The following is a 4,403-nucleotide window of genomic DNA, read 5'->3' as shown; positions in this document are numbered from 1 at the left end:
TTTGGCTAATCAGAAAAATAACGCTAATTTAGTCCCAAACCGCTTGTAGCGCGAGAACGTTGTGCGTCAGTTTCGAGCGACAGAAAAGCGACAGAAAAGCGAAAGGAAACCAAGAAAAACAGAAATAAAAATGAAGAAATCATACATTCTATTTTTCAATATTATAATTTCAATTTTGATAAGTTGTAAAAAAGAGCAAGCTGAAAATATACAGAACTCAAAAAGTGTGGAGATTGATTATTCTAAATCTAAAACAAAAAATATTGAAACAGGACTAAATCTAACTGATTTAAATGATACTCCAATGGAAATTGATGGTTGTTCTTGTTTTTTTTCAGAAACAGAAAATAAATACAGGTCAGAAAAATATTTAATTGCAACTAATTTAGATAGTATTGCTTACATTTCGGTAAACGGAAAAAACATGAAACTATATCTTATTGAAAGAAAATTCGACAAATATTCAACAAAAGAAGAAAATTATACTGAAATTTTCTCAAATGAAAAGTTTAGGGCAACTATAGAAGTTAAAATAGACAATACAAAAAAACGTGGTGATGAAGTTTGGTGGAATACTGGTTCGATAAAAGTTGAGGATAAAAATGGAAAAATTCAAATAAAAAAATTTATTGGAGAATGTGGGTGTTAAACCTATTTTAAAATAGAAAAAAACCGAACGCACAACACACGCTACAAGCAAGCTGGGCAATTGGTTTTTTCATTTGTTTTTAACCGAAAGATTACGCATCTTTAATCCCAGCCTGCGTGTAGCGCGGGAACGTTAGCCGTCATTGTACTGCAGAAACCAAAAAAATAAATGAACATACTAAAAAAAGGAGAATTTTTCGGAACACATTACCAAAAGTCAACTTTTGAAAATATCATTATAACTGACACAGAATACACACATAGTAAAGTAGATTGGCATTATCACGAAAATCCATATTTTACTTATTTACTTCAAGGCAAACTCTTTGAATCCAACAAAAAAGAATCCTATTATTTAGAACCTGGAAGTTTGTTATTTCACAATTGGCAAGACGCACATTACAACTTAAAACCACCCGAATATACAAGAGGATTTCATATTGAATTGAATGAAAATTGGTTTTTAAATTACGATATTAAAATAACTGACTTTGAAGGAAGCATAAATATAAAAAATCCTTTGGCTAAAAATTTGATGAATAAAGTATATGTTGAATCCAAAATAAAAGACCAATATTCAAATTTAGGCATTGAAACATTAATGATTGAAATTTTTACAAACATAAAAGAAAACAAAAAAATAAGTGCTAAAAAACCTGATTGGGCAAATAAACTTCAGGAACTTTTAATCGAGGAACGAATGGATTACTCCTTAAACAATCTAAGTTCCATTTTAGGGATTCATCCAATTCATTTATCCAGAGAGTTCAACAGATATTTTGGCACAAGCCTAAGCAATTATATTAGGTTATTAAAAGTCAATAAAGCTTTTTGTTTAATTGCTTCCAATAAAATTTCGATGACAGAAATCTGCTATCAATGTGGATTTTATGACCAAAGTCATTTTATTTCAAGTTTTAAGCGAATCTATAATACAACTCCAACAAAATTATTTAGAAAAATGTGATAATGTTAATTTTATACAATTTTGATAAAATTCAAAAACTCATCTTTGCAAATCATCATTAATCAATCAAAAAATGAAATTTCAAAACATCATCATCTTTTTCTTTATTCTTTTTTCGTTTTCTGTCAATGCACAAGATATGGCAGAATATACAGATAATTGGGAAGGAAAAATCGAAAATTCTAAAACTTTCAATTTAAAAGTTGAAATAAATAATTTAGGATTTGAAAAAGCTATTTTCAAAATTTATAACAATAAAAACATTATTGATTTTCCATTTAATGCGACTACTATTAATCAAATAAAAATACCATTTGCTGAAAATTTATTTTTTGAAGGTATTCTGTCCAAGGATAATAAAGAAATTAATGGCTTTATTAAATCTGGTTTATTACTTTATCATTTAAAACTAACAAAGTCAAACAACAATTCTTATATAGGAGATTGGAATATTTTGATGGTAACCGAACTAAAATCAAAAGATTTTTATTTAAGTGTAGAAAATGGTTCGAAAAATGAATATCAAGCGTATCCAATTTTAGGCGACAATCGTTTTACAGGAACTTGGTGCGATAATTTCCAAAAAGAAAATGATATCATATCCTTTTCTGATTTTAAAACCGGATTACAATTTAAAGGAAAATTAGAACCTAATACAATTCAACTAGGTATATATTTAGGAACCCATTTAATCACAGAAATAGATTTAAAAAAATCCAAAATCGATTGGAAAATTGGTGGTTTTGAAACAGATAATAAAACTTCTATTCTAAAACTTACCGAACTGGAGAATCTTATTTTAAAGGATTCATTACCTAATACTCATTCGGTTTTAATTTCGAGAAGTGGCAAACTTATTTATGAAAATTATTTTGATGGTTATACCGCAAATATACCACACGATATGCGTTCATCAGCAAAAAGTATTTCATCAGCCATAGTTGGTATTGCTTTAGATAAATCATTATTCAAAAGTGTTAATCAATCTATTTTTGATTTTTTACCCACAAAATATCAAGCTCAAAAAGACAGTTTAAAAGCGAAAATAAATATCCAAAGCCTTTTAACAATGAGTTCAGGATTAGACGCCATTGATTATGGTATAAATGCAAATTCAAAATCTCCTGCAACTGAAGAAAATTTTCAAAGAGCAAAGGATTGGATAGCAACAATATTATCTGTACCAATGATAAATATCCCAAATACAAAAGCAAATTATGGTTCTGCAAATCCTTATTTACTGGGAATTGCTATGGATTCAATAATTACAGAACCTTTAGAATTATTTATGGATAGATATCTATTTCAAAAACTAGATATTTCAAACTATATCATTCAAGCTGATTTGAATGGAAATCCATATTTTGGCGGTGGAATGTATCTTACTTCTAACGATATGCTGAAATTTGGAGAGCTATATCTTAATTATGGTAAATGGAACTCAAAACGTATTATATCCAGTAAATGGATAAAAAATTCCTTTAAAAATTATCGAGTTTTAGAAAACACCAAAGACAAAAATGGATACGGCTATTTATGGTGGCATCATTCGTATCAAGTAAACGGAAAAAGTTTTGAATCTATTGAAGCTAGAGGAGCTGGTGGTCAATATATTTTTGTTATTCCCAGTTTAAAAACCGTTGCAGTTATCACATCTGGAAATTTCAGAAACGGAAAAACACAACAGCCAGAAATGATTTTTGAAAATTATATCTTGCCTTATCTTAAAAAATAAAAAACAACGAACGGCTAACACACGCTACAAGCAATTTGGGTAATAGGCTTAATTTGAAATTGGTTTTGTATTTGGGATGATTTGGCAAATCCGAATAATGGGCTTAATTTAGTCCCAAACTGCTTGTAGCGCGGGAACGTTGGGCGACATATTCACCGAAAAACGAAAAACAGAAAAATGAAAAAATTAACATTACTATTTTTAATTATTATTTCAGCGAAAAGTTATTCGCAATCGAAAAACTTCATTGATTTACCATATATTGAAACTTCAGCAATTTCGGATACTTTGGTTTTGCCAAACAGAATTCATTTGAATATTGTAATTTCTGAAAAAGACACAAAAGACAAATATTCTGTTGAAGAATTAGAGAACTTAATGGAGCAGAAATTAAAGGGCCTGGGAATTAATACAAATCAAAATTTAAGTTTAAATGATTTAGCTAGTAATTTCAAAAAATACTTTGTTAAAGAAACTGATGTAATGAAAACAAAATCATATAATCTAATTGTTGAAAACGCAAAAATTGCTGGAAGCGTAATTTCGGAACTTGAAACAATTGAAATTTCAAATATTCGAGTAACAAAAACCGAAAATACAGAATATGAAAAAATAAAACTGATTTTAAAATCAAATGCAATTGCAAAAGCTAAAATTCAAGCAGAATTTATGACTAAACCCTTGAAACAAAAAGTTGGAAATGCAATTTTTATTTCTGATTTAACTAACATAGGAAATTTCGACGGCGGTGGAAGTTTGCAAGAAGTTGTAGTTGTCGGATATGGAAGAAAAAGTAAACAAGAATACAAACCTATAGATATTGAATTTCAAAAAATTAAAATTGAAACTATTGTAAACGTTAAATTTAAACTTGAATAAAAATACGATCGCCCAACACACGCTACAACGGATTTGGGCATTTGGCTTAATGGAAAGTTGGTTTTGTATTTGGGAGATTTGGCAAATCCGAAGATAAGGCTTAATTTAGTCCCAAACCCGCTGTAGCGCGAGAACGTTAGGGTGTATAGCTCCGTTGAAAAGAAACAGCCGACA

At 29.1% G+C, this 4,403-nt stretch carries 4 protein-coding genes; all 4 read left to right on the top strand.

Annotated features, from left to right (window positions below; genetic code table 11):
* Nucleotides 1–130: 130 nt before the first annotated feature.
* The 4 genes from AO58_RS0116635 to AO58_RS0116620 all read left to right on the top strand — a co-directional run bounded on the left by AO58_RS0116635 (nt 131) and on the right by AO58_RS0116620 (nt 4,229).
* Nucleotides 131–649, top strand: coding sequence for a hypothetical protein (locus AO58_RS0116635; RefSeq protein ID WP_139225591.1), 519 nt, complete (start codon nt 131–133; stop codon nt 647–649).
* Between the two features lie 168 nt (nt 650–817).
* Nucleotides 818–1,615 carry a helix-turn-helix transcriptional regulator gene (locus tag AO58_RS0116630; protein WP_024982761.1) on the top strand — a complete coding sequence of 266 codons (798 nt, stop codon included), beginning with the start codon at nt 818–820 and terminating at the stop codon, nt 1,613–1,615.
* 73 nt (nt 1,616–1,688) lie between these two features.
* Nucleotides 1,689–3,350, top strand: coding sequence for a serine hydrolase domain-containing protein (locus AO58_RS0116625; RefSeq protein ID WP_024982760.1), 1,662 nt, complete (start codon nt 1,689–1,691; stop codon nt 3,348–3,350).
* Nucleotides 3,351–3,527: 177 nt separating this feature from the next.
* Nucleotides 3,528–4,229: an SIMPL domain-containing protein gene (locus tag AO58_RS0116620; RefSeq protein ID WP_024982759.1), complete on the top strand. Its 702-nt coding sequence runs from the start codon at nt 3,528–3,530 to the stop codon at nt 4,227–4,229.
* The last annotated feature ends 174 nt before the right edge of the window (nt 4,230–4,403 follow it).

This window comes from Flavobacterium succinicans LMG 10402, assembly GCF_000611675.1.
In the GTDB taxonomy this organism is placed as follows: Bacteria; Bacteroidota; Bacteroidia; order Flavobacteriales; family Flavobacteriaceae; genus Flavobacterium; species Flavobacterium succinicans.
This window is presented reverse-complemented; position numbering and strand designations above follow the sequence as displayed.

Bases quoted from the DNA above. Each gene is read 5' to 3' on its own strand.
- AO58_RS0116630 (WP_024982761.1), top strand. From the start codon at position 818: ATGAACATACTAAAAAAAGGAGAATTTTTCGGAACACATTACCAAAAG.
- AO58_RS0116625 (WP_024982760.1), top strand. From the start codon at position 1,689: ATGAAATTTCAAAACATCATCATCTTTTTCTTTATTCTTTTTTCGTTT.
- AO58_RS0116620 (WP_024982759.1), top strand. From the start codon at position 3,528: ATGAAAAAATTAACATTACTATTTTTAATTATTATTTCAGCGAAAAGT.
- AO58_RS0116635 (WP_139225591.1), top strand. From the start codon at position 131: ATGAAGAAATCATACATTCTATTTTTCAATATTATAATTTCAATTTTG.